The following is a 24102-nucleotide window of genomic DNA, read 5'->3' on the forward strand; positions in this document are numbered from 1 at the left end:
CCTGTTCTTACCGGTTTGTTCGGTTCAGTTATCTCAAAAAGCCCGATTCGGCGAGCTTTGCCATGGTCAAACCTCCAACACCACTTTGCAGCGCTGCTCGGTCGCCCATCATTAATCGTTCAAGGTAGCGGGCAATCACATCCACCTCGATGTTGACCTGATGTCCGACGACGAAATCTTCAATCGTCGTTTCCAGTGCGGTATGAGGCACAATGGTCAGTTTGAATCGGTTGCCATCAATCGCGTTGATCGTCAGGCTGATACCATCAATAGTGACAGAGCCTTTTTCTGCCAGATATTTAGCAAGCGCCGTTGGCGCTTCAAGCCAAAACTCAATTGCACGCCCTGTTTGGGTACGAGAAACCACAGTCGCGACACTGTCAACATGGCCGGATACCATATGACCGCCAAAACGTGTCGTTGGCAACATGGCTTTTTCCAGGTTCACTTTCTGGCCTGCTTTATACGTTGCAAACGCAGTGCGATTCAACGTTTCACCCGACAGATCTGCCACATAACCGTTTCCAGTCAAGGCAACCACGGTCAGACACACACCATTAGTGGCAATACTGTCACCTAGCTTGACATCAGCCAGGTCCAGCTTGCCACTCTCCACGGTTAGCGAAATATCTCCACCTTTTGGGGTGATTTTCTGAATGTGACCAACCGCTTCAATAATTCCTGTAAACATACTAATTCACTTTAAATTTTACTCGGACTGCGGCTTTTGCATGCGAAGACGCACATCGTTGCCAATGCAGGTCACGTCAGTCAACTCGAAGGTTGGCACCTGGTTCATGCAGGTCATTCCCTTCAGGTTAACCAAACCACGGCTATCGATGCCCATGAGTTTTGGTGCTTGATAGACGATCAGCTCATCCACTAAGCCTGCATTCAGCAAACTACCCGCCAGCGTGGCACCTGCTTCTACCCAGATATGGCTGATACCATCTGATGCCAATGCACGCATGGTAATGTTCAGGTCAAGCTTTCCTGAGTCTTTTGCAACAGTCAGCACTTTATACGCATCATTGTCTGGTTCTGCTTGAGAAGCTGTCACTATAATAACGTCACCTTCCAAAGAGAAAAGGTGGGCATGTTCACTCACCTTCCTCTGGGTATCCAGTATCACGCGTACCGGTTGACGCAAATCATCTTGGGCATACTCTGCTTTAACAACGTCAGGCAGCTCTTCCCAACGCACGTTAAGAGATGGATTATCATCCAGTACCGTCTGACTGGTTGAGAGAATTGCGCTGGCCTGAGCACGAAACGCCTGAACATCTGCACGGGCTTCAGCCCCGGTTATCCACTTGCTCTGACCATTTGCCAGCGCTGTACGACCATCAAGACTGGAGGCAAGCTTTAACTGGACGAACGGCAGACCGGTTTTCATCACCTTGATGAAACTAGGGTTGAGCGCTTCAGCCTGCGCCTGCATTAAACCGACCTCGACCTGAATACCTGCATCACGCATGCGCTGTATACCACGTCCAGCCACTTTCGGATTCGGGTCTACCATGGAACATATTACGCGGCTAACGCCCGCCGCAACTAATGCATCAGCACAAGGTGGTGTTCGCCCATGGTGAGAGCAAGGCTCAAGGGTAACGTAAGCAGTGGCGCCTCTAGCTTTCTCACCAGCAGCCTGCAACGCATGCACTTCCGCATGAGGCTCTCCGGCACGGAAATGAAAACCCTCTCCGACGATGTCATCGCCTTGAGTAATCACGCAGCCAACATTCGGATTAGGAGCAGTGGTGTAAATACCGCGTTTCGCCAGTTCAAGCGCGCGCAGCATCATTTGAGTGTCAAAAATTGAAAACATGTAACCGCTTATTTTTCCAGGCGGGCTATTTCTTCACCGAAATCTCGGATATCTTCAAAACTGTGATACACAGAAGCAAAGCGAATGTATGCGACTTTATCAAGTTCTTTCAGTGCATCCATCACCAGATTGCCTACCAATGTCGAAGACACCTCACGTTCGCCTGTAGCGCGAATGGTTGATTTGATGGTGTTAATAGACTTTTCGATATCGTCTGTGCTCACCGGACGCTTTTCGAGAGCTCGTTGAATACCGCCACGCAATTTATCTTCGTTAAATGGCTCTCGGTTGCCATTAGTTTTGATGATACGCGGCATCACCAGCTCTGCAGTTTCGAACGTGGTATAACGTTCGTTACACGCCAAACACTGGCGACGACGACGCACCTGATGGCCGTCTGCGACCAGTCGTGAATCAATGACCTTGGTGTCATTCGCACCACAAAATGGACAGTGCATCTCGCCTCCTTAAACAATTGCTGAACAGTGTAACCGATTTGCAGACTTGAGAAAGCGGGAAAGTGGTGAAAACAGGCACAAAAAAAGCACCCGAAGGTGCTTTTTTCAATCAGATAACGACTTATGCGTAAACTGGAAGGCGTTTGCAGATTTCCAGCACCTTCGCTTTGGTTGCTTCGATAACTTCTGCGTTTTCAATGTCATCCAGAACATCACACATCCAGTTCGCCAGCTCTTTCGTATCTTCCTGAGTAAAACCACGGCGGGTGATCGCCGGGGTTCCAACACGGATACCAGAAGTGACGAATGGGCTACGTGGGTCGTTTGGCACGCTGTTCTTGTTCACAGTGATGTTTGCTGCACCCAGCGCTGCATCTGCATCTTTACCCGTGATGTTCTTGTCAATCAGATCCACAAGTAACAGGTGGTTTTCAGTACTGTCAGATACGATCTTGTAACCGCGCTCTTGGAACTGACCTACCATGGCTTTTGCATTGTCAACAACACGCTGCTGGTAAGCTTTGAACTCTGGCTCCATCGCTTCTTTGAAAGCAACTGCTTTTGCCGCGATCACGTGCATCAAAGGACCACCCTGACCACCTGGGAAGACAGCTGAATTCAGCTTCTTGTACATATCTTCGCCTGCATTAGACAGTATAAGACCGCCGCGTGGTCCCGCCAGGGTTTTGTGGGTGGTAGTAGTCACAACGTGTGCATGTGGGATTGGCGTTGGGTATACACCGGCTGCAACAAGACCAGCAACGTGCGCCATATCAACAAGCAGGTAAGCGCCTGATTTGTCTGCAATCTCACGCATTCGCGCCCAATCAACGATTTGTGAGTAGGCAGAGAAACCGCCGATAATCATCTTAGGTTTGTGCTCAAGCGCCAGTGATTCCATCTCGTCGTAGTTGATTTGGCCTGCTTCGTCGATACCGTAAGGAATCACATTGTAGTGCTTACCAGAGAAGTTAACCGGTGAACCGTGAGTCAAGTGACCACCATGAGCCAGGCTCATGCCCAGAACAGTGTCGCCCGGATTAAGCAGCGCCATATACACTGCACTGTTCGCCTGAGAACCTGAGTGAGGCTGAACGTTCGCGTACTCGGCACCGAAGAGTTCACATGCACGGTCGATAGCCAACGCTTCCGCTTTGTCTACATACTCACAACCGCCGTAGTAGCGCTTGCCTGGGTAGCCTTCCGCATATTTGTTCGTCAGCTGGGAACCTTGCGCTTCCATAACGCGAGGGCTGGTGTAGTTTTCTGACGCGATGAGCTCGATGTGCTCTTCCTGACGTGCAGTTTCTTCCTGGATCGCGGCAAACAGCTCCGCATCGTAATCAGCGATGTTCATGTCACGCTTTAGCATCTGTATCTCCTGACTCAGATAGTTCCCTGGGTACCAAGTTGACCGGATAACTCGCGCTAGCAAATTATCTGCTCAACCTGGCTTGGGTTGATTTACACCAAATTAAAAACGCCAGTATCCACGCGGACGCAAACGTTTTCGTCATTGCATTCCTATTGGCTGCGATTCTACAAAATTTGTTGCGCAACAGGTAGTAGGAATCACATTTTTTTTGCCTGAGTGAACATGGTCTTTTCTCATTCCAATCATGAATTGAATTCACATTGACCAATGTCACATACTGTAAACCACGGAACTTTACACTCCGTAAGCCGTTGGTGACACAAGCGCTTACGCAAGTTCATCCCGCCTCTTTTCTCCCTTATACAATCTCTTTAAGATGCCCTGCTTTTCATTCGCTTATAGTGAAAGCAGTGCCGTGGAATGATTCCAGAGAGAATCAAGCATCCCGGCTTTTTGCGAGTACATTCTTGCGTCGTGAATCCCTTTAAAAACGACACATTTTAGGAGTTATTACGTTGAGCTATCAGCCCAAACATTCACAGTTTGAAGACATGATTGCGATCCTGTCTGGTGCGTTTATTGTGGCACAGGGTGTTTATTTCCTTCAGCAAGCAGGCTTGCTGACTGGTGGTACAACAGGTCTGGCACTTTTAGTCACCCAGTTTACCGACCTCTCTTTCGGTACCCTTTACTTTCTGATGAACGTGCCTTTCTACATCATGGGATGGCATCGTTTCGGTACCCAGTTTGCCCTACGCAGTGTTTTTGTAGGCGCTATGGTTTCGTTAATCGTTGACCACATCTCCCATGTATTTACCATCGGCTGGCTACAACCACTTTACTGCGGTTTAATTGGCGGTCTTCTAATGGGCGTGGGCATGTTGATGATCTTTCGTCACAACGCAAGCCTTGGCGGTTTTAATGTAATGGCTCTCTTCTGCCAGGATAAGTTTGGCATTCGCGCAGGCAACGTTCAGATGACAATTGATATTGCGATCCTGCTGGCTTCATTCTTCTTTGTCTCGCCATGGCTGCTTGCCTGTTCGGTAATTGGGGCATTTGTACTGAACCTAGTGCTAACCATGAACCATAGGCCAGACCGCTACGTGGTTTGTTATTAAACGCGATTGAAACGAAAAGACCGCCAGTCGGCGGTCTTTTATCAATAGTCAGTTAGGCGATTAGATCGCCTCTTCATCTTCTTCTCCAGTACGAATACGCACTACGCGCTCGACGTCGGTAACAAAGATTTTACCATCACCGATCTTACCGGTTTGCGCCGTTTGCACGATGGTTTCCACACACTGGTCCGCCGCATCGTCTGCTACCACGATTTCCAGTTTTACTTTTGGCAGGAAGTCCACCATATACTCGGCACCGCGATACAGTTCGGTATGGCCTTTTTGGCGACCGAAGCCTTTAACTTCAGACACCGTCATACCTGTGATTCCGACTTCTGCCAGCGCTTCGCGCACGTCGTCAAGCTTGAACGGCTTGATAATCGCTTCAATTTTTTTCATATCGCATTCCCTTAAATTCTGGATTAAGCAAACAGCTCACTACTTTAATTGTAACCTTACACCACCCCGTTGGCGCGGTTTTCCCAAATAAAATCCCTCATTAAACCAGAGACTTCTTCCACGTCGTGGTTTTAGTTTCACCACAAGCAAAAGGAGGCTCGTAGCCGGAATTGGTCAACAGCGCCTGCATAGGTTTACGTCCAATGACTGCACCGCAGTCCACTTTAAGCTCGCAAGTGACGGTTGCAGCATAGGCCTCTAACGCATTCAGTAGGTTTTTACCTATCCCCTGAAGACGGCTTGCCTGATCAACCTCAAGCAGAGTAAGCGTGGCATCTTCAACCATAATCCCGTTGTGGCGCTTTTCATGCTGGAGTACGGCTACGGCAACAGGCTTGCCGTCTTTTTCGGCCACCAGCATTGGGATCTCTTGAGAGGATTCAAGATCGTTTAGTTTTGCCAGCGAAGGAAAACGGCGCTGAAGGGAATCCGGCATTGTTCCGGAAGGAATGAGCGTAAAGCTAATCGCACTGTCCATTGCATTTCTCTCCATAAAATTGCCGGAACACTTTACCCTCTTGCCGATACAGGATGCAATCGGATAAAAAAGCCGCCACCAGAAGGTAGCGGCTTGTGTCACAAGTTTGGTGTTTAAAACGTCCTGATTAGCCCAGCTTAACGCGCGCGTTACGGAACATACGCATCCATGGGCTATCTTCACCCCAGTTATCTGGGTGCCATGAGTTCGCCACAGTACGGAATACACGCTCTGGGTGCGGCATCATGATGGTCACACGACCGTCACGGGTGGTGAGGCCAGTGATACCGTTTGGTGAGCCGTTCGGGTTGGCAGGGTAATCCTGCGTCACCTTACCGAAGTTATCCAGATAACGCAGTGCAACCGTGCCTGATTGCTCAATCGCAGCCAGATGCTCAGCATCACGCACTTCCGCTCGGCCTTCGCCATGAGAAACCGCGATAGGCATGTGAGAGCCCGCCATACCACTCAGGAATAAAGATGGGTTTTCCTGAACCTGAACCAGACTGAAACGCGCTTCAAACCGCTCAGATTCATTACGAACGAAGCGAGGCCACAGGTCTGCGCCCGGGATCAAATCGTGCAGGTTAGACAGCATTTGACAGCCATTACATACGCCCAGTGCGAAAGAATCGCCACGGTGGAAGAAGCGCTCAAACTGGTCACGCGCCTGTTCGTTGAACAGGATTGATTTCGCCCAACCCTCACCTGCACCCAGCACGTCACCGTAAGAGAAGCCGCCACAAGCTACTAAGCCGTTGAACTCCTCCAGCGAGATATTGCCTGCCAGCACGTCGCTCATGTGAACGTCTTTAGCATCAAAGCCAGCACGGTCAAACGCTGCTGCCATTTCAACGTGAGAGTTTACGCCCTGCTCACGCAAAATTGCCATTTGAGGACGTGCACCCGTTGCGATAAACGGTGCCGCAACATCTTCCTGAACATCGAAGGTCAGGTTCGCTGACAAGCCTGGGTCAGTAACGTCTTTCTTAGCATCAAACTCTTGCTGAGCACCACGTGGATTATCACGCATTGCCTGCATTTGATAAGTGGTTTCCGCCCAAATGGTACGAAGCTCTGTGCGGTTCTGATCCAGCACCAGCGCGTCACCATTCCAGATACGAACGGCGTCGTCTTCTGTCAGGGTACCAATCACATGGCTACATGCTTCCAGACCGTGTGCAGAAAGCGTCGACAGAACAGCGTCCAAATCTTCGGTGCGAACCTGAACCACCGCGCCCAATTCTTCGTTGAACAGTGCTGCCAGCTCATCGTTGCACTCGCCTTCCGCTGACAGGGTGTTGATATCCACTTCTACACCCACATGACCAGCAAACGCCATTTCCGCAAGTGTCACGTAAAGGCCACCGTCACCACGGTCGTGGTAAGCCAGAAGCTTTTCGTCGCGAACCAGCGTTTGCATTGCGTTGAAGAAGCCTTTCAGCAGCTCAGGGCTGTCAACATCAGCAGGTTTGTCACCCAACTGCTTGTAAACTTGCGCCAGTGCGGTTGCGCCCATGCGGTTTTGGCCTTGACCTAGGTCGACCAGTACCAGTGCACTGTCGCCTTTGTCAGTGCGAAGTTGAGGCGTCACTGTCTTGCGTACGTCTTCGACACGGCCGAATGCGGTAATGATAAGAGACAGTGGCGAAGTGTTTTCTTTCTGCTCACCGTTTTCGTCCCAGCGGGTTTTCATCGACATCGAGTCTTTACCCACAGGAATGGTCAGATCAAGCGCTGGACACAGCTCTTCACCCACTGCTTTCACTGCTTCATACAGACCAGCATCTTCGCCAGGGTGACCTGCGGCAGCCATCCAGTTTGCAGACAGCTTGATGCGCTTCAGGTCACCGATGTCAGAACAGGCGATGTTAGTCAGGGATTCAGCGACTGCCAGACGCGCAGACGCAGCAAAGTCCAGCAGTGCAACCGGCGTGCGCTCACCCATGGACATGGCTTCACCATGGTAAGTGTCGTAGCTTGCTGCCGTTACCGCACAGTTCGCAACCGGCACCTGCCAAGGGCCGACCATTTGGTCACGCGCAACCAAACCGGTTAAGGTGCGGTCACCGATGGTGATAAGGAAGGTTTTCTCTGCAACTGAAGGCAAACGCAGCACACGCTGGGTGGCTTCTTCGATATTGATGCCGTCACGGGCAATAGCCTGACCTTCCACTTTCAGAGAGGTCACATCACGGTGCATTTTCGGTGGCTTGCCAAGCAGAATATCCATTGGCATGTCGATAGGTGTGTTGTCGAAGTGGCTGTCTTCCAGCGTCAGATGACGCTCTTCAGTCGCTTCACCGACGACCGCATATGGCGCACGTTCGCGCTTACAGATGGCATCGAATACGTCCATGTTTTCTGGCGCAACGGCCATCACATAGCGTTCTTGAGATTCGTTACACCAGATTGCCAATGGGCTCATACCCGGCTCGTCATTCGGTACATCACGCAGCTGGAATTTACCGCCGCGCTCGCCGTCATCCACCAGCTCAGGCAGGGCATTCGAAATACCACCCGCGCCCACGTCGTGAATAAACGCAATTGGGTTTTGCTCGCCAAGCTGCCAACAACGGTCAATCACTTCCTGACAACGGCGTTCCATTTCTGGGTTCTCACGTTGAACAGAAGCGAAGTCCAGATCTTCGGTCGACTGGCCAGACGCCATAGAAGAGGCTGCACCGCCACCCAGACCGATGTTCATCGCGGGACCACCCAGAACAATCAGCTTCGCGCCGACTGGGATTTCTTTTTTCTGTACATGCTGGTCACGGATGTTGCCCATGCCGCCTGCAATCATGATTGGCTTGTGGTAACCACGCACTTCTTCACCATTGTGCGAGCTAACCTTTTCCTCGTAAGTACGGAAGTAACCCAGCAGGTTAGGGCGGCCAAATTCGTTGTTGAATGCGGCGCCACCCAGAGGACCTTCCAGCATAATATCAAGCGCGTTGACGATACGGTTTGGCTTGCCGAAGTCGGTTTCCCAAGGCTGCTCAAAGCCAGGAATACGCAGGTTAGATACCGTGAAGCCCACCAGACCCGCTTTGGGCTTACCGCCAATACCGGTTGCGCCTTCATCACGGATTTCACCGCCAGAACCTGTTGAAGCACCTGGCCATGGAGAAATCGCCGTTGGGTGGTTGTGGGTTTCCACTTTCATCAGGATATGGGCTTCTTCCTGATGGTAGTCATATTGGCGTGACTCTGGATTCGGGAAGAATCGGCCTACATTAGAACCCGTCATCACAGCTGCATTGTCTTTGTAAGCTGACAACACATTTTCACTGTTGTGTTCAAACGTATTCTTGATCATCTTGAACAGGCTCTTTGGCTGTTCAACACCATCGATGGTCCAGTCTGCGTTGAAGATCTTGTGACGACAATGCTCTGAGTTTGCTTGTGCAAACATCATCAGTTCGATGTCGTTCGGATTACGACCCAGCTTGGTGAAGCTTTCTACCAAGTAGTCAATTTCGTCTTCCGCCAGTGCCAGACCCAACTCGACATTGGCTTTTTCCAGCGCTTCGCATCCACCACCTAAAATATCGACTGCCGTCATTGGCGCTGGCGTTGCCGCTTTGAACAATGCGGAGGCTTCATCGAGTTGGCCAAATACCACTTCCATCATACGGTCGTGAAGCAGGCTGGCGAGTACGTTTTGCTGAGCTTCAGACAGCTCTCCGGACAACTCAACATAGTAAGCTGTGCCACGCTCCAGGCGTTTAATCTGAGCCAAGCCGCAGTTGCGGGCGATGTCGGTAGCTTTGGAAGACCAAGGCGAGATGGTGCCGGGGCGCGGTGTTACAAGGAAGAGGGTTCCAGTTGGCGCATGCTCAGCGATCGTTGGACCGTAAGTGAGCAAGCGTTCCAGTTTTTGCTTTTCGTCGTCACCCAAAGGCGCGCTGAGATCAGCAAAGTGGATATACTCTGCATAGAGGCTGGTGACAGGCAAATCATTCGCTTTGCAGCTTTCCAGCAGTTTTTGGACTCGAAATTCGGACAGAGCGGGGGAACCACGCAAAATTTCCATGTGCGTACGTCTCTCGGTTAGCAGTGAATTAAAGTGATATTGACCTAACCCCATGATTTACATTGCGCAAATGAGATGGGAGAGCCATGTCGATACCACTTCTAAAGGCTTCGGGGCGGTATTATAGGGTAAAAAGGTGAGCGACGTAACACTTGACGCAACCGTTTGCGTAACTTTTTTTGACTGGCGTTTATTGTCACTATTCTGAGTATTCGCCAAGTAACGGTTGCTGCTTAACTTTCCGCATCCAGCCAGCTTTGATATAACAGTCCTACGAAATACGAGTGAGCATAACTTTTTGAACCAGAACGCTGTAAAACGAACCTACATACTACTCACTGGCTTTTTTCTGGCACTTTTTATCGCTGGATGCGAATGGAAGTACGACGACAGAACGGCGCTGGAAAAAATCCGCGATCGCGGCGTATTGCGTGTGGGCACCCTGAACAACCAGCTTTCTTACTACATCGGCCCCGATGGTCCGACAGGCCTCGACTATGAACTCGCCTCCCAATTTGCCCAAAGTCTGGGCGTTAAGCTTGAGATGCAACCGGCCTATACCCTGTCTGGGCTTTTCCCTGCCGTTGAACGTGGTGATGTAGACATCATAGCCGCGGGTTTAACCATCACCAAAGACCGCCTCGAACATTTCCGTCCGGGACCGGCTTACTACTATGTTAGCCAACAACTGGTATACAAAAATGGCCATTGGCGACCGCGAAACCTCACTGAGTTAAATAAAGATGGGGCTCGTGTTGCTGTCGTTGAAGGTTCAAGTCATGCCCTTACCCTAAAGGCGATTCAGCGCGAATACCCAGAGCTTGTCTGGGAAAGTGTCAAAGACATAGATGACGATGAGCTTCTCAAACAAGTTGCTGATGGCAAGCTGGACTTCACTATCGCTGACTCCGTCGATATTGCATTGGTACAACGCACCCACCCAACCATCACAGTTGCATTGGAATTAACTGAAGATGAACCTGTTGCCTGGTTCATGAAAAAATCACAGGACGACAGTGTTTACGCTTTAATGATTGAGTTTTTCGGCAAGAAAGCCCAAAGCGGAGAATTGGCAGCACTTGAAGAGAAATACTTCGGCCATGTAGACAGCTTCGACTTTGTGGATACCCGCGCCTTCCTTCGCGCGATTGACTCCAAACTGCCGAAATGGGAACCATTGTTTAAGAAATATGCCGACGAGTTTGACTGGCGCTTGCTTGCTGCTCTTTCTTATCAGGAATCTCACTGGAACCCGCGCGCAGTCTCTCCAACTGGCGTTCGTGGCATGATGATGTTGACGCTGCCAACAGCCAAATCTGTAGGTGTTAAAAACCGACTCGACCCGGAGCAGAGTATCCGTGGTGGCGCTGAATATCTGCGTAAGATGCTGCACCGTATCCCGGAGAGTGTGAACGAGCATGAAAAAATCTGGTTTGCGTTGGCTTCCTACAACATTGGCTTCGGCCATATGATGGACGCTCGCCGTCTGACCAAGGCACAGGGTGGAAACCCAGACTCTTGGGCGGATGTGAAACAACGCCTGCCACTATTGGCCAAACGCCAGTACTACAAGCAAACCCGCTACGGTTATGCGCGTGGTTACGAAGCACTCAGCTATGTAGAAAATATCCGTCGCTACTACCAGAGTATTGTTGGCTATGATCAGGATAAAGCAGAGGCTATCACCAGTGATGTCGCTGACGACCTTGAAGGATTGCAAACCATCATAGTAGAAGATGTAGCCGGTGAAGGGGTAAGTGAGGTTATTGATACGCTTGAATCGGCCCCCGTAGCAGATGAAGCAGAGAGTGCGGAAAAAACGCCGGAAGCTCAGTAATAAGCCAACGGGAAGAACGGGGTTTATCAGAGAATCATGCTGTCATCGTGCTTTAATAAAAGATGATTATAAATACCTATAAGCGCAGCGAGGCTGCGCTTATTTTTTAAAAGGAACGACGATGTTTGCAAGAAAACGAAAGGTACAGGCTAACTTCGCCCGTAACTCCAGTGCGGCGTCAAACCGTCGCAAGCGTCACCGCAACGTTGCATTGAAAAAGGTGCTTTGGCGTCAACGTACGTTCGCTATCCGCGAATTTGCTATGATGGACGAGAGTTTCTAGTCCTCTTCGGAAGGGTTTTGTGCTGCTTTTCGCGCTTCTTTTTCCGCTTTCTTTTCCAGACGACGGCGGCGAAAAAATGCCTGTAATTGCTCGCGACACTCTTCTTCTAACACGCCCCCCTGATAAAGAACATGGTGATTCACACCTTCATAGCTCAGAAGGTTCATGACACTGCCCGCTGCTCCGGTTTTATAATCCGGCGCACCAAAGACTACCTTACCAATTCGGCTGTGCACCATGGCAGAAGCACACATTGGACAAGGTTCCAGCGTGACATAAAGCACTACATCTAACAGCCGATAGTTTTGCAGCACTTTACCTGCTTGACGCAACGCCATCATTTCAGCATGGGCGGTAGCATCATGCTGGCCAATCAGACGGTTCCAGCCTTCACCAATGACAACACCTTCATGCACGACAACCGCGCCAACAGGTACTTCGCCATCGGCTTCTGCATTGCCTGCCAGTTCCATCGCCCGGCGCATAAACTGCTGATCTAATTCACTCTGTGTCACTATTCACTCTAAACCTACTCTTGATATGCGCCGGAGTATATCACTCCTATAAGCACTATTCCTTAGCCTGATTTGCCAGTTTAGCCGCCAGAAAGTCCACCAGCAGTTTGACACGAAGGGGCTGTAGCCTTCGGTGTGGGAAAAGTGCCCAAATTCCCTCTTCCAAATCCTCATAGGCATTCAGTACTTTGACGACCTCACCGGATCCCAATGCCTCTTGTAAGTAGTAATCCGGAAGCTGGATTAGGCCGTTACCGCGAGTTGCGGCATCAAGCAACGCAATACCACTGTTACAACGAAGGTTTCCGCGCACCCTCACTGTACGTTCTTTTCCTTCCTCCCTAAAACGCCAATAGTCGTGTTGCCCACGCAGGCAATTGTGTTGTGCCAATTCAGAGAGTGTATGAGGGGTGCCAAATTTGGAAAGATAATCCGGTGAACCACAAACAATAAGACGACGTGTAGCCAGGCGCTTACACACCATAGAGGAGTCCACCAAGCGCCCTAACCTTAACGCCACATCACAAGATGAGTCGACGAGATCTAACGTCGCATTGGTCAAATCTACCTCTATCTGAATTTCAGGATAGGCGTCCATAAAATCCAGAATCAAAGGCATCACAACTTTTTCACCATAAGTCACAGGCGCTGTCAGCTTGATCTGGCCGTTTGGCGTCTCGTGTAATTGAGTCACTGCACTCTCTGCTTCTTTCAATCCATCTGCCAGCAGCCTGCAATGTTGATAATAGATATCTCCCTCTTCAGTGGTCGATACCCTTCGCGTCGTACGAAATAGAAGGCGGGTACTAAGCCGCTCCTCCAGCAAAGCTACCTGTCTACTTACATGTGCCGTCGATGCGCCGAGGCGACTGGCCGCTTTGGTAAAGCTTGCCATTTCGACCACGGCCAGAAACTCCGAAACCCCTTGCCAATCTGACATTATTTCTCACCAGTAAAAGTTAATTGCAATTTAAGTGGATTATCACACGAATAGAAATAAATAGACTATCACTCAAATTCAGCGTGTCACAAAAGTGAACTCGCTACGTCAGAATAAATCGCCTAGGGTTAAACGTTAAGGGACTAGCCCTTTACTTAATGAGGATGCTTTCAATGGCAGAACAATTTATCAAATCACGCGCAGCAATTGCCTGGGAAGCAGGCAAGCCACTTAGCATTGAAGAAGTGGATGTCATGTTGCCAAAAGCGGGCGAAGTGCTGGTACGTATTATCGCAACTGGCGTTTGCCACACTGATGCATTTACCCTTTCTGGTGACGACCCTGAAGGCATCTTCCCAGCAATTCTAGGCCACGAAGGTGGCGGTATTGTTGAACAAGTGGGGGAAGGTGTCACCAGTGTTCAAGTGGGTGATCATGTTATTCCTCTATACACTCCAGAATGTGGTGAGTGTAAGTTCTGTAAATCAGGTAAAACCAACCTGTGTCAGAAAATCCGTGAGACACAAGGTAAAGGCTTGATGCCAGACGGCACGACCCGTTTTTACAAAGATGGTCAGCCAATCTACCACTACATGGGTTGTTCAACCTTCTCTGAGTACACAGTACTGCCTGAGATCTCTCTGGCTAAAGTGAACAAAGATGCGCCACTAGAGGAAGTATGTCTTCTTGGATGTGGTGTTACCACCGGTATGGGCGCAGTGCTCAACACCGCTAAAGTCCAAAAAGGCGACACTGTGGCTGTATTTGGTCTGGGCGGCATCGGGCTTTCAGCAATCATTGGTGCAGCAATGGCAGGTGCAAGCCGCATCATTGGTGTCGACATCAATGAGAGCAAGTTCGAGCTGGCTCAAAAGCTAGGTGCGACTGACTGCATCAACCCAAGCAAGTACGACAAACCGATTCAGGACGTGATTGTCGAACTGACTGACGGCGGTGTAGATTATTCATTCGAATGTATCGGTAACGTTAATGTCATGCGCTCAGCACTTGAGTGCTGCCACAAAGGCTGGGGTGAGTCAGTCATTATCGGTGTTGCCGGAGCTGGTCAGGAAATCTCTACCCGTCCATTCCAACTGGTTACCGGTCGCGTATGGCGCGGTTCGGCGTTCGGTGGTGTTAAAGGCCGCTCAGAGCTACCAGAGATCGTAGAGCGTTACATGGCGGGTGAATTCGCCCTTGATGACTTCATCACCCATACCATGGGTCTCGATGGCATCAATGAAGCGTTCGACCTCATGCACGAAGGTAAAAGCATTCGTACTGTCATCCACTACGACAAGTAAGCCACTTTACGATCCAACCCCACGCAGGCGGATCTCCACCGCCTGCTTTGGAGTCCTAAATGAGTCTTGAAAACATTAGCAGTAACCGTAGTTTTGGCGGTTGGCACAAGCAATATACCCATACCTCCCGCACGGTTCATTGCAACATGCGCTTTGCGATTTTTTTGCCACCACAAGCGTCAGAGTCAAATCGTGTACCAGTGCTTTACTGGTTGTCAGGACTGACCTGTAGCGATGAAAACTTTATGCAGAAAGCCGGCGCACATCGCGTTGCTGCTGAACTGGGTATTGCTATCGTTGCACCTGACACAAGCCCACGCGGTGACAACATTCCTGACGATCCAGAAGGTGCTTATGATTTTGGTATTGGTGCAGGTTTCTATCTGAATGCCACCGAGGCCCCCTGGAACCGTTTCTATCACATGTACGATTATGTGCTGAAAGAACTCCCAACTCTCGTCGAAGCGCACTTCCCAGTCAGCGATGTGAAGGCTATTTCAGGCCACAGCATGGGTGGCCATGGTGCTCTGACTATTGCGCTGAAAAACAGCGATGACTACCGTTCAGTCTCAGCCTTTAGCCCAATCGTGAATCCCGCCGCTGTGCCTTGGGGAGAAAAAGCCTTTACTAACTACTTGGGTGAAGACCGCCAGAGCTGGTTAGAATATGACAGTTGCGCCTTAATCAAAAAAGCAGATAAGCACTTGCCAATGCTGATTGATCAAGGTGATGGTGATCAGTTCCTGCATGAGCAACTGAAGCCAGGAAACTTACTCCAAGCTGCAGAAGAAGCGGGTTATCCGCTGGAGCTTCGAATGCAGGAAGGCTACGACCACAGCTACTACTTCATTTCGAGCTTTATCGAAGATCACCTCCGGTTCCATGGAGAGCATTTGAAGTAACGCTTCAAACAACAAAAACCCGGCCGAAGCCGGGTTTTTCTATTCTTGCTGCACCTGATCAGAAGCCCAGAGGAATATTAAAGCTGAAGAAGACGATCAGCAGGCTTGTCCATACTGTCAGGAACGCTGCCGAGTATGGCACCATCATTGCAATCACGTCACCGAACGTCAGATCCGATTTGTACTTGCGCATAAAGGCCAGAATAACACCTGCGTAGGTCATCATTGGCGTAATGATGTTGGTGGAAGAATCTGCCACACGGTAAGCCGCAGCAACCAGATCAGGTGTCATATTCGGGTTAACCTGATACAGCATAGGAACGAAAATTGGCCCCAGCAGCATCCACTTAGAAGTCAAACCACCGACAAACAGGTTGATCAGTGCAGTGGTAAGAATGAAGCCAATGATTAGCAGGATTGGGAAGTTTTCCAGGCCCAGTGAAGACAAAGTGGTTGCGCCTAGGTAAGTGATGTAAACACCCAAGCCTGAATAACTCAGTACCGCCAGGAAGTTGTGACTGAAGAAAGTCAAAACCAGAACATATCCAAAGGTATTCATCTGTTTCACCATGGCATTCACCACGTCTTGAAGCGACTTGAATTTACCCGTGCTATAACCAAAACAGATACCCGTCACCGCAAACACCATCGCAATTAGCAAGATCACGTTGTTCATATATGGCGTAACTGTGCGTCCTGCTTCGTTGGTGTAAGGTGCTAATGGTCCCATAGCCAGCGCAACAATCGCGGCCAGAGAAGCAACCAAACCAAGACCTGCAGCGCGCAAGCCCTTTTTCTCGCTTTCACTGACGGAGAAATCGCTCTGATCCAGTCCTTCTGGAAGTGTGTACTCCATTTTATCCAGACGCGGCGCCACAAAGCGCTTGGTGACCCAAGCACCCAGAACCGCCAACATGAACGTGGAAACGAAGATGAAGAAGTAATGCATGGTCGCCGGGTTCAGCACCTCTCCACCTGCGTTCTCAAAAGGTACACCTTGAGATTCTGCAAATACGCGTGCATTCAGACCAATAATAACATCAACCGGGGTTGCTGGAATCAGGTTCGCACTGAAGCCAGCAGATACCCCTGCGAACGCAGCTGCCATGCCAATCAGCGGGTTTTTACCCACACCTGCGTACAACATACCCGCCAATGGGATAAGCACCAGATAGCCTGCATCCGTTGCGATGGAACTCATGATACCCAGGAATACCAGCAACATCGGGAGCCACTTCTCATTCAGGCGAAGGCCAACGCGCTTAATTACCGCCCCCAGAAAACCTGAGTTCTCAGCAATGCCGACACCCAGCATCACCACAAGAATCACACCCAGTACGCCATGGCCAAACGATAGCCAGTTTTTCAGGATCGCATTGTCAAACATCCAGCGAACGTTTTCTGTTGCCAGCATGCTCTTCACAGTGTGGCTGACAGGATTACCATCTGCCCCTGTGGTTTGAAATTCCATTCCGCCGATCAAACCTGTAATGGTCAACGCAGCCACAAAAAGGAACATAAAAATGATCACAGGATCGGGGATTTTTTTACCTACACGTTCAATAAACGCAATCGCGCCATTCTGTTGCGGCGCTCCTTGTGAAGCTTGACTCATTTCGTACCACCTTTTCGATGAGTTCTAACCTGCATTGCTACTCTGCTGAAGGGAGCGCACGATAAAATCAGGTATATCCGTTACTTTCGCTGCAAGAACTTAGCAGATGCCACTTTTAGAGTAAAATTCCCAAAAAAGAGACTCAAAAGGCGACAATTCCAAACCCATGTGGATTATCAGGATTTATTACAAATGAAAGGCAGCCCAGCAGATAATAGTGTGAGATAACTAACACATCCCAGAACATGCATCTTTTATATAAAACTTCATAAAACCATTAATGTATGGAGTTATGTTTTGATTATGTTGCATATATGCAGCACATAAGGTTAAGTAAAAATTCAAGAGCAATAAAAAGCCCTGCACGATGGCAGGGCTTGAAAGCAACGGATTACTGTCACAGCTGGTAGGTATAAGGCGCTTGGATGCCTAGAGGAATACCAAGTGCCCAGTAAGCCAACAGGAAGATCGACCAGCCAATCAACATCGCAATGGAGTAAGGCATCATCATTGACGCCAATGTGCCGATACCTGTGCTCTTCACATAACGTTGGCAGTAAACCACAACCAGTGGGAAGAACACCATCAGTGGAGAAATGATGTTAGACACAGAGTCACCCACACGGTAAGCCGCCTGAGACAGTTCAGGAGAAATACCCAGCGCCATCAGCATTGGCACCAGGATTGGACCAATCAGCGCCCATTTCGCCGATGCAGAACCGATCAACAGGTTCACACACGCGGTCAACAAAATCATACCGATAATGGTTAGCTGACCCGGCATGTTCAGCGCTTTCAGGAATGCTGCACCTTCCAATGCCAGCAAGGTACCGATGTTCGACTGGCTGAATGCCGCCAGGAACTGCGCACAGAAGAATGACATCACCAAATACGCGCCCATCGTCGCCATGGTATCGCTCATCGCTTTGATGATATCGCCTTGCGTTTTGAAGGTACCTGCAACGCGACCATAAACCACACCTGGAATCACAAACAGGATAAAGATCAGCGGTACGATAGACTTCATCAGCGGCGCAGAGAACGCGGTAAGATCGCCCTCAGGTGAACGCAGTGCTGAAGTTTCAGGGATAAGCGCAACCACCAGCAGAACGATACCCGCCAGCATTGCAAAACCTGCGCGGTTGAACGCTTTACTCTCAATAGCGGTGAAGCTGCCGAGATCCGGTGCTTTTTCTGCGTCTTCATCAATTGGCAATTTGTTCAGGCGCGGCTCGATGATTTTCTCCGTCACATACCAGCCGATAGCCACAATCAGGAATGAAGATAGGCCTGTAAAATACAGGTTCGCCAGTGGGTTCACCACGTAGTCTTTATCCAGAACCTGCGCAGCAGACTGGGTGAAGCCTGCCAGCAACGGATCAATACCCGCCGGGATGAAGTTTGCAGAGAAACCGCCGGAAACACCAGCAAATGCTGCAGCAATGCCTACCAGTGGGTGACGACCCGCAGCGTGGAAGATAATGCCGCCCAAAGGAATAACCAGAACGTAACCTGCATCTGCCGCAGTGTGCGACACAATCGCCACCAGAATCAGCGCTGGAGTCAGCAGTTTCTTAGGCGTCACGTTAAGCATTTTCTTCAGGCCAGTCGTGATAAAGCCAGAAGCATCAGCCACACCTACACCGAGCATCGCCACCAGCACAATACCCATAGGTGCGAAACTAGTGAAAGTGGTCACCATGTTCGCCAAGAAGTTCGACAGCGCAGTGCCTGTCAGGAGGTTATTAATTTCTACAGCCTGGCCAGTAACAGGGTGGATCAGGCCGAAATCAACCTGAGAAAGAACGGCGGACAGGCCCCATACAATCAAAAGTCCATAAAAGAACAGAAGAGCAGGATCAGGAATTTTGTTACCTGCCCTTTCAATCCAGTTCAGGAACTTTTCCATACCGCCGTTTGGCGCGTCTGGAGTATTGCTCATGGCATGATTACTCATTTAAAGCTCCGAGTTATTGCAGTGTGTGTTTGCATCGTAAAAAGCGGATTCTTTGATGAATTCGCAACGACGTCATCATTATCCAACAGTACAAAATACAATTAAAAAACATAAATAATAGCGACTAATATCAATAAAAATCACCCATATAGCAGATAAATTCACTTCACACACAAGAAATAAACACAAAGCAAACAAAGAAAACCCAAATGAACAACAACCACAAAGAAATGGCTACTTTTGGCATGAAATGGTGAGTATCAGTCACCCATAAGCTGAATGACGTATCGCGGGTGAGAAAGAAAGAAAAAGGCACGCAATGCGTGCCTTTGAATGACTGGATTCAGGGGAAGATTATTCCCACTCGATGGTTGCAGGTGGCTTGCCAGAGATGTCGTAAACCACGCGGCTGATGCCATCCACTTCATTGATGATGCGGTTAGAAACTTTGCCCAAGAAGTCATATGGCAGGTGTGCCCAGTGTGCGGTCATGAAATCGATCGTTTCTACTGCACGCAGTGAGACAACCCAATCGTATTTACGGCCGTCACCCATTACGCCTACTGAGCGTACTGGCAAGAACACGGTAAATGCCTGAGAAACCTTGTTGTAAAGATCTGCTTTGTGTAGCTCTTCGATGAAGATAGCATCTGCACGGCGCAGCAGGTCACAGTATTCTTTCTTCACTTCGCCCAGCACGCGTACACCCAGACCTGGACCTGGGAACGGGTGGCGGTAAAGCATGTTGTATGGCAGGCCCAGCTCAAGACCTATCTTGCGCACTTCGTCTTTGAACAGTTCTTTCAGCGGCTCAACCAGACCCATTTCCATGTCATCCGGCAGACCACCTACGTTGTGGTGAGATTTGATCACGTGCGCTTTACCGGTCTTAGATGCAGCAGACTCGATCACATCTGGGTAGATAGTGCCTTGCGCCAACCATTTCGCGTTCTTCAGTTTCTTCGATTCTTCATCGAATACATCAACGAACACGTGACCAATCTTCTTACGTTTTGCTTCTGGATCAGCAATGCCTTCCAGCGCAGACAGGAAGCGCTCTTCCGCATCAACATGAACAATGTTCAAGCCGAAGTGATCACCGAACATTTCCATAACCTGCTCAGCTTCGTTCAAGCGCAGCAGACCGTTGTCTACGAATACACAGGTCAGCTTGTCACCGATCGCGCGGTGGATAAGCATAGCAACAACAGAAGAGTCCACGCCGCCTGACAGGCCAAGAATCACTTCGTCATTACCCACTTGTTCTTTGATGCGTGCAATCGCATCTTCGATGATAGATGCTGGCGTCCATAGCTTCTCACAGCCACAGATAACCATCACGAAACGCTCAAGCATGCGGTGACCCTGACGGGTGTGAGTCACTTCAGGGTGGAACTGAACGCCATAGAAGCGCTTCTCTTCGTTTGCCATTGCTGCGAATGGACAAGTGTCAGTCGATGCGACTTTCACAAAGTCAGCCGGAATTTCTACCACTTTGTCGCCGTGGCTCATCCATACATCCAGAACGCCTTTGCCCGCTTCGTTAATGGCATCTTCGATACCTTCAAACAGGCTACCTGGGTTATCCAGCGTCACTTTCGCGTAACCAAACTCTCGCTCGTTTGAACCTGAAACTTTACCGCCAAGCTGCTCAGACATGGTTTGCATGCCGTAGCAGACGCCCAGTACCGGAACGCCCGCGTTAAACACATATTCAGGCGCACGTGGTGAACCGTCTTCGGTCACGCTCTCCGGGCCACCAGAAAGAATGATGCCATTCGGGTTGAAGTCACGGATATCCTGCTCTTCAACATCCCAGCCCCAAAGCTCACAGTAAACACCGATTTCACGGATACGACGTGCAATCAACTGGGTGTACTGAGATCCAAAGTCGAGGATCAGAATACGTTGGTCATGAATATTTTGGGTCATTTCAGCTTGTCTCAAAAAGTCATCAATACAGGGGACTTTCGCCCCCATGCTATAAATTTCGGCTTTAAATTACGGGCACGAATTACTGGCCAGTACGATAGTTTGGTGCTTCTTTAGTGATGGTCACATCGTGCGCATGCGATTCAGTGATACCAGCACCTGTGATGCGAACGAACTCTGCTTTGGTGCGCAGGTCTTCAACAGTCGCTGAGCCAGTCAGACCCATGCACGAGCGCAGGCCACCCATTTGCTGATGAATGATTTCTTTCAGGCGACCTTTGTATGCCACGCGACCTTCGATACCTTCAGGTACCAGTTTGTCCGCTGCGTTATCGCTCTGGAAGTAACGGTCAGAAGAACCTTTAGACATCGCACCCAGCGAGCCCATACCACGGTAAGATTTGTAAGCACGGCCTTGGTATAGTTCCACTTCACCTGGAGATTCTTCAGTACCTGCCAGCATTGAACCCACCATGACACAAGATGCGCCAGCAACAATCGCTTTACACATATCACCAGAGAAGCGGATACCGCCGTCAGCGATACATGGCACGCCATATTGTTCTGCCACTTCTACTGCGTCTGAAATTGCAGTGATTTGCGGAACACCCACACCGGTAACAATTCGGGTCGTACAGATTGAACCAGGTCCAATCCCCACTTTCACAGCATCTACACCCGCTTCAATAAGGGCTTTTGCACCTGCTCCAGTCGCGACGTTACCGCCAATGATTTGTAGTTCAGGGAATTTTTCACGGGTTTCACGGATGCGCTGAAGTACACCTTCAGAGTGACCGTGAGAAGAGTCGATAAGCAGCACGTCAACGCCTGCTTCAACCAGTGCAGCAACACGGTCTTCGTTACCAGCACCAGCGCCAACCGCAGCACCAACACGTAGACGGCCTTGCTCGTCTTTACATGCGTTTGGCTTACGTTCAGCTTTTTGGAAATCTTTTGCAGTGATCATGCCCGCGATGTGGTGATCGTCGTTAACCACCAAGATTTTTTCTACGCGGTGCTTTTGCATCAGCTTTTGAACTTCTTCTGGGCTCGCACCTTCTTTTACCGTTGCCAAACGCTCTTTCGGTGTCATCGCTTCAGACACCTTGAGACTCAGGTCAGTCACGAAACGTACGTCGCGACCAGTAATAATACCGACCAGCTCATTCGCTTCAGTCACGACTGGGAAACCAGCAAAGCCGTGAGTGTCAGTCAAAGCTTTCACATCAGCAATGGTTTGCTCTGGCGTTACAGTGATTGGGTTTGAAACCACACCAGCTTCGAAAATCTTCACCAAGCGAACTTGTTCAGCTTGCTGTTCGATAGACATGTTTTTGTGGATAAATCCGATGCCACCTTCCTGAGCAAGCGCAATTGCGAGGCGCGCTTCGGTCACTGTGTCCATCGCCGCTGAGATCAGGGGGATGTTCAGAGAGATTTTTTTCGTCAGTTGAGTGCGCAAGTCGGCAGTGTTCGGAAGAACTGTGGAGTGTGCTGGAACCAGCAGTACATCGTCAAAAGTAAGGGCTTCTTTAGCTATTCGTAACATTGCAATATCTCACGCCAAAATAATATGAGGGAGTTCAAAATATTGCCGCCGCATTATACTGACAGCGCAAACGTTTGGCTACAGATTTTTACGAAAACGTTTGGCTTTCAGATTTCGCCTCTTTAACATGGCTTCATCTTGCTGAAAATAAAGACGCATTCCGCTATGAATCTCGCCAACAACAATATCTATACCGTCTCCAGATTAAACGCTGAAGTGCGTTTGTTGCTCGAAAACGAAATGGGCATTGTTTGGCTGGTTGGCGAGATTTCAAACCTCACCATGGCAACATCTGGTCACTGGTATTTCACCCTGAAAGACCGTCAGGCTCAGGTGAAATGCGCCATGTTTAAAGGCAACAATATGCGGGTAGCCTTTAAGCCTGCCAATGGTAATCAAGTCCTAGTGAGAGCAAGGCTGTCGCTGTATGAACCTCGTGGCGACTATCAGATCATTGTAGAAAGCATGCAGCCTGAAGGTGATGGTTTACTTCAGCAGCAGTTTGAAAAACTGAAAATGCAGCTTTCTGCAGAAGGGCTGTTTGCTGCCAGTCTGAAAAAGCCACTCCCAGAACAACCCAAGCGGGTTGGCGTGATCACTTCCAGCACCGGCGCAGCGCTACATGATATTTTGCATGTCCTGAAACGCCGCGATCCTAGCTTGCCTGTGGTGATTTATCCCACCCAGGTGCAGGGAAAAGATGCATCTATCCAAATCGCGCAGGCTATTGGGCGTGCCAACAGCCGTAATGAATGTGATGTGCTGATCGTTGGCCGTGGTGGTGGTTCGCTGGAAGACTTGTGGTGCTTCAATGAGGAAATTGTAGCTCGTACCATTGCCGCCAGTACCATCCCGATCGTCAGTGCTGTTGGCCATGAAGTTGATGTTACCATCGCGGATTTCGTCGCCGATGCCCGTGCCCCTACCCCGTCAGCGGCAGCAGAGCTTGTCAGCTGTGATACCTCGGTACGTGATCAGCAACTGCTGCAGCGTACTGATCGCCTCGCCCACGCTTTCAGCCGTCATTTAAGCCGCTCTCAAGAGTGGCTAACACGCTTGCAACACCGATTGGCGATGCAGCACCCCAAAACGCAGCTTCAACAACAATCTCAGCAGTTTGATGAGCTTGAAAGGCGTCTTCACCAATCCATGCGCTATACACTTCAAACGGAAGCCCAGCGCCTTGATAGAACTACGCAAAAGCTTGAGCGTTACTCCCCCGCGAACCAGATTCCTGGGCAGAAAGCACAACTGGGCTATGTGGAGCAGCGTCTTATTGAGGCCATGCGCCGACAACTCCGACAACAACAGCATGCACTGGCACTGCAGATGGAAACACTGGATGCAGTAAGCCCGCTGGCAACACTCGCACGCGGTTATTCGATCACCCGGAACGATAAAGGCGAAGTGATTCGTTCAGCATCATCGCTTAAGTCTGGCGATCAGATCAGGTCAACGTTCGGGGACGGAGAGATCCAATCTACAGTGAACTAGAAAGGATCTTTAACAAGAA

19 protein-coding genes are annotated in these 24102 nt (G+C 49.8%); 6 read left to right on the top strand and 13 right to left on the bottom strand.

Annotated features, from left to right (window positions below):
* Positions 1 to 28: 28 nt before the first annotated feature.
* From VP504_RS07400 to glyA, 4 genes are all read right to left on the bottom strand, one after another.
* Complete coding sequence (locus VP504_RS07400; protein WP_325893647.1) at positions 29 to 691, bottom strand: riboflavin synthase; 663 nt, start codon at positions 689 to 691, stop codon at positions 29 to 31.
* 18 nt (positions 692 to 709) lie between these two features.
* Positions 710 to 1828, bottom strand: a complete 1119-nt coding sequence (ribD, locus tag VP504_RS07405; RefSeq protein ID WP_325893648.1) for a bifunctional diaminohydroxyphosphoribosylaminopyrimidine deaminase/5-amino-6-(5-phosphoribosylamino)uracil reductase RibD — start codon at positions 1826 to 1828, stop codon at positions 710 to 712.
* A gap of 8 nt (positions 1829 to 1836) precedes the next feature.
* On the bottom strand, positions 1837 to 2286 hold the full coding sequence (gene nrdR / locus VP504_RS07410) for a transcriptional regulator NrdR (protein WP_002536993.1): 450 nt from the start codon (positions 2284 to 2286) through the stop codon (positions 1837 to 1839).
* Between the two features lie 121 nt (positions 2287 to 2407).
* A complete protein-coding gene (gene glyA, locus VP504_RS07415) occupies positions 2408 to 3658 on the bottom strand; it encodes a serine hydroxymethyltransferase (RefSeq protein WP_325893650.1) in 1251 nt (416 codons plus the stop codon).
* A 554-nt stretch (positions 3659 to 4212) separates the two neighbouring features.
* On the opposite strand from glyA, the gene VP504_RS07420 reads away from it, so the two are divergent.
* Complete coding sequence (locus tag VP504_RS07420; protein ID WP_442788910.1) at positions 4213 to 4782, top strand: YitT family protein; 570 nt, start codon at positions 4213 to 4215, stop codon at positions 4780 to 4782.
* 60 nt (positions 4783 to 4842) lie between these two features.
* On the opposite strand, the gene glnB is transcribed toward VP504_RS07420, so the two are convergent.
* From glnB to purL, 3 genes are all read right to left on the bottom strand, one after another.
* Entirely contained in the window at positions 4843 to 5181 is a 339-nt protein-coding gene (glnB, locus tag VP504_RS07425) for a nitrogen regulatory protein P-II (protein WP_062708442.1), read from the bottom strand.
* 100 nt (positions 5182 to 5281) lie between these two features.
* Positions 5282 to 5719 carry a GNAT family N-acetyltransferase gene (locus VP504_RS07430; RefSeq protein WP_325893654.1) on the bottom strand — a complete coding sequence of 146 codons (438 nt, stop codon included), beginning with the start codon at positions 5717 to 5719 and terminating at the stop codon, positions 5282 to 5284.
* A gap of 127 nt (positions 5720 to 5846) precedes the next feature.
* Positions 5847 to 9755 (bottom strand): phosphoribosylformylglycinamidine synthase, encoded by a 3909-nt coding sequence (purL, locus tag VP504_RS07435; protein WP_325893656.1) that lies wholly within the window; start codon positions 9753 to 9755, stop codon positions 5847 to 5849.
* Positions 9756 to 10053: 298 nt separating this feature from the next.
* On the opposite strand from purL, the gene mltF reads away from it, so the two are divergent.
* Together mltF and VP504_RS07445 are read left to right on the top strand one after the other, a co-directional pair.
* Positions 10054 to 11592 carry a membrane-bound lytic murein transglycosylase MltF gene (gene mltF, locus VP504_RS07440; RefSeq protein ID WP_325893658.1) on the top strand — a complete coding sequence of 513 codons (1539 nt, stop codon included), beginning with the start codon at positions 10054 to 10056 and terminating at the stop codon, positions 11590 to 11592.
* A gap of 121 nt (positions 11593 to 11713) precedes the next feature.
* Positions 11714 to 11875, top strand: coding sequence for a hypothetical protein (locus tag VP504_RS07445; protein ID WP_325893659.1), 162 nt, complete (start codon positions 11714 to 11716; stop codon positions 11873 to 11875).
* On the opposite strand, the gene tadA is transcribed toward VP504_RS07445, so the two are convergent.
* Positions 11872 to 12360 (bottom strand): tRNA adenosine(34) deaminase TadA, encoded by a 489-nt coding sequence (gene tadA / locus VP504_RS07450; RefSeq protein ID WP_442788911.1) that lies wholly within the window; start codon positions 12358 to 12360, stop codon positions 11872 to 11874. The two genes, VP504_RS07445 and tadA, sit on opposite strands and share 4 nt — an antisense overlap.
* An 85-nt stretch (positions 12361 to 12445) precedes the next feature.
* Positions 12446 to 13330: a LysR substrate-binding domain-containing protein gene (locus VP504_RS07455; RefSeq protein ID WP_325893661.1), complete on the bottom strand. Its 885-nt coding sequence runs from the start codon at positions 13328 to 13330 to the stop codon at positions 12446 to 12448.
* Positions 13331 to 13503: 173 nt separating this feature from the next.
* On the opposite strand from VP504_RS07455, the gene VP504_RS07460 reads away from it, so the two are divergent.
* The gene (locus VP504_RS07460; RefSeq protein WP_325893663.1) at positions 13504 to 14634 is read left to right on the top strand and encodes an S-(hydroxymethyl)glutathione dehydrogenase/class III alcohol dehydrogenase; all 1131 of its coding nucleotides are present in this window, start codon (positions 13504 to 13506) and stop codon (positions 14632 to 14634) included.
* A 59-nt stretch (positions 14635 to 14693) separates the two neighbouring features.
* Complete coding sequence (gene fghA / locus VP504_RS07465; protein WP_325893664.1) at positions 14694 to 15536, top strand: S-formylglutathione hydrolase; 843 nt, start codon at positions 14694 to 14696, stop codon at positions 15534 to 15536.
* A 58-nt stretch (positions 15537 to 15594) separates the two neighbouring features.
* Here the strand turns inward: fghA and VP504_RS07470 are convergent, their stop codons facing one another.
* The 4 genes from VP504_RS07470 to guaB all read right to left on the bottom strand — a co-directional run bounded on the left by VP504_RS07470 (position 15595) and on the right by guaB (position 22589).
* A complete protein-coding gene (locus VP504_RS07470; RefSeq protein ID WP_325893665.1) occupies positions 15595 to 17151 on the bottom strand; it encodes an AbgT family transporter in 1557 nt (518 codons plus the stop codon).
* 397 nt (positions 17152 to 17548) lie between these two features.
* Positions 17549 to 19108 (bottom strand): AbgT family transporter, encoded by a 1560-nt coding sequence (locus tag VP504_RS07475; protein WP_325893666.1) that lies wholly within the window; start codon positions 19106 to 19108, stop codon positions 17549 to 17551.
* A gap of 354 nt (positions 19109 to 19462) precedes the next feature.
* Entirely contained in the window at positions 19463 to 21040 is a 1578-nt protein-coding gene (guaA, locus tag VP504_RS07480; protein ID WP_325893668.1) for a glutamine-hydrolyzing GMP synthase, read from the bottom strand.
* 82 nt (positions 21041 to 21122) lie between these two features.
* Positions 21123 to 22589 (bottom strand): IMP dehydrogenase, encoded by a 1467-nt coding sequence (gene guaB, locus VP504_RS07485; RefSeq protein ID WP_325893670.1) that lies wholly within the window; start codon positions 22587 to 22589, stop codon positions 21123 to 21125.
* Positions 22590 to 22754: 165 nt separating this feature from the next.
* Between guaB and xseA the strand changes: the two genes are divergently transcribed.
* Positions 22755 to 24083: an exodeoxyribonuclease VII large subunit gene (xseA, locus tag VP504_RS07490; RefSeq protein ID WP_325893671.1), complete on the top strand. Its 1329-nt coding sequence runs from the start codon at positions 22755 to 22757 to the stop codon at positions 24081 to 24083.
* The last annotated feature ends 19 nt before the right edge of the window (positions 24084 to 24102 follow it).

It is taken from the genome of Grimontia sp. NTOU-MAR1 (genome assembly GCF_035758505.1).
Classification (GTDB): Bacteria; Pseudomonadota; Gammaproteobacteria; order Enterobacterales; family Vibrionaceae; genus Enterovibrio; species Enterovibrio marinus.

Coding starts and splice junctions, on each gene's coding strand:
- guaA (WP_325893668.1), bottom strand. CDS start 21,040: ATGACCCAAAATATTCATGACCAACGTATTCTGATCCTCGACTTTGGA.
- xseA (WP_325893671.1), top strand. CDS start 22,755: ATGAATCTCGCCAACAACAATATCTATACCGTCTCCAGATTAAACGCT.
- nrdR (WP_002536993.1), bottom strand. CDS start 2,286: ATGCACTGTCCATTTTGTGGTGCGAATGACACCAAGGTCATTGATTCA.
- purL (WP_325893656.1), bottom strand. CDS start 9,755: ATGGAAATTTTGCGTGGTTCCCCCGCTCTGTCCGAATTTCGAGTCCAA.
- glnB (WP_062708442.1), bottom strand. CDS start 5,181: ATGAAAAAAATTGAAGCGATTATCAAGCCGTTCAAGCTTGACGACGTG.
- ribD (WP_325893648.1), bottom strand. CDS start 1,828: ATGTTTTCAATTTTTGACACTCAAATGATGCTGCGCGCGCTTGAACTG.
- VP504_RS07430 (WP_325893654.1), bottom strand. CDS start 5,719: ATGGACAGTGCGATTAGCTTTACGCTCATTCCTTCCGGAACAATGCCG.
- glyA (WP_325893650.1), bottom strand. CDS start 3,658: ATGCTAAAGCGTGACATGAACATCGCTGATTACGATGCGGAGCTGTTT.
- VP504_RS07400 (WP_325893647.1), bottom strand. CDS start 691: ATGTTTACAGGAATTATTGAAGCGGTTGGTCACATTCAGAAAATCACC.
- VP504_RS07420 (WP_442788910.1), top strand. CDS start 4,213: ATGATTGCGATCCTGTCTGGTGCGTTTATTGTGGCACAGGGTGTTTAT.
- VP504_RS07445 (WP_325893659.1), top strand. CDS start 11,714: ATGTTTGCAAGAAAACGAAAGGTACAGGCTAACTTCGCCCGTAACTCC.
- VP504_RS07455 (WP_325893661.1), bottom strand. CDS start 13,330: ATGTCAGATTGGCAAGGGGTTTCGGAGTTTCTGGCCGTGGTCGAAATG.
- fghA (WP_325893664.1), top strand. CDS start 14,694: ATGAGTCTTGAAAACATTAGCAGTAACCGTAGTTTTGGCGGTTGGCAC.
- VP504_RS07475 (WP_325893666.1), bottom strand. CDS start 19,108: ATGAGTAATCATGCCATGAGCAATACTCCAGACGCGCCAAACGGCGGT.
- VP504_RS07470 (WP_325893665.1), bottom strand. CDS start 17,151: ATGAGTCAAGCTTCACAAGGAGCGCCGCAACAGAATGGCGCGATTGCG.
- guaB (WP_325893670.1), bottom strand. CDS start 22,589: ATGTTACGAATAGCTAAAGAAGCCCTTACTTTTGACGATGTACTGCTG.
- tadA (WP_442788911.1), bottom strand. CDS start 12,360: ATGCGCCGGGCGATGGAACTGGCAGGCAATGCAGAAGCCGATGGCGAA.
- VP504_RS07460 (WP_325893663.1), top strand. CDS start 13,504: ATGGCAGAACAATTTATCAAATCACGCGCAGCAATTGCCTGGGAAGCA.